The following is a 786-nucleotide window of genomic DNA, read 5'->3' as shown; positions in this document are numbered from 1 at the left end:
CCGCCCGGCGCGCCGCCGCCGGGCCGCCCGGATCACGGCCCTCGGCGTGGGCGGAGCCGGCGTGCTGGGCCTGGCCCTGTTCACGCTCGGCGACGTGCCCGTGGTCTCCCCGCAGCTCTCGGCGCAGACCAGCATGACGATGCTCGGCCGCACCGGGCCGGACGCCGCGGCGGCGGGTCAGGACGTGCTCGCCGGCCTCGACGTCGACACCGACCAGGTGACGCCCGCCGCGCTCGACTGGGTCGCGGACAACGGCTGGGTGGCACCCGCCGACCTGCCAGACGGCTACACGGTCTCGGCCATGCGGCTGGTGGGCGAGGAGGGCCAGACCCTGGAGATCGACCTGACCGGTCCCTCCGGGCACGCGGTGGTCCGCGAGCGGGCCGGCCAGCTCGCCCGGAGCGGCACCACGGTGGGCGGCGTGCAGGTGCTCGCCACGGAGCCCGCCCACGTGGCGTGGCAGTCCGACGACATGGTGGTCGACGTGGTCGCCGACGCGCCCGAGGAGGTACTCACCGAGCTCGTGGCGTCCTTCGGTGAGCATGGCTACGATGCCGGGGTCCTGCCCCGCATCGCCCGCGGGTGGCACACCGTGACAGGAGCCATCGAAAGCCCATGACCGACGAGAACCCGTTCGCGCCTCCCACGCCGCGCGCAGCAGTGCCCCCCGCGAACGAGCCGGCGGTCCCGGCCCCGGGGAGCACGCCTGAATCCGCGCCCGAGGGAGCGCCGGCCGAGCGGCCGGCGGAGACGACGTCGGCGCGGTCGCACCAGACCCAGCAGCTT

General features: G+C 76.0%; 1 pseudogene. It reads left to right on the top strand.

The annotated features are described in order from the left end of the window. A pseudogene (locus PROKR_RS36455) lies at positions 1–619 on the top strand (hypothetical protein); the annotation flags it as partial. Positions 620–786 lie beyond the last annotated feature (167 nt).

It is taken from the genome of Promicromonospora kroppenstedtii DSM 19349 (assembly GCF_000515355.1).
Taxonomy (GTDB): Bacteria; Actinomycetota; Actinomycetes; order Actinomycetales; family Cellulomonadaceae; genus Promicromonospora; species Promicromonospora kroppenstedtii.
The sequence above is the reverse complement of the archived record's forward strand: the minus strand, read 5'-3'. Positions and strand labels throughout refer to the sequence as shown.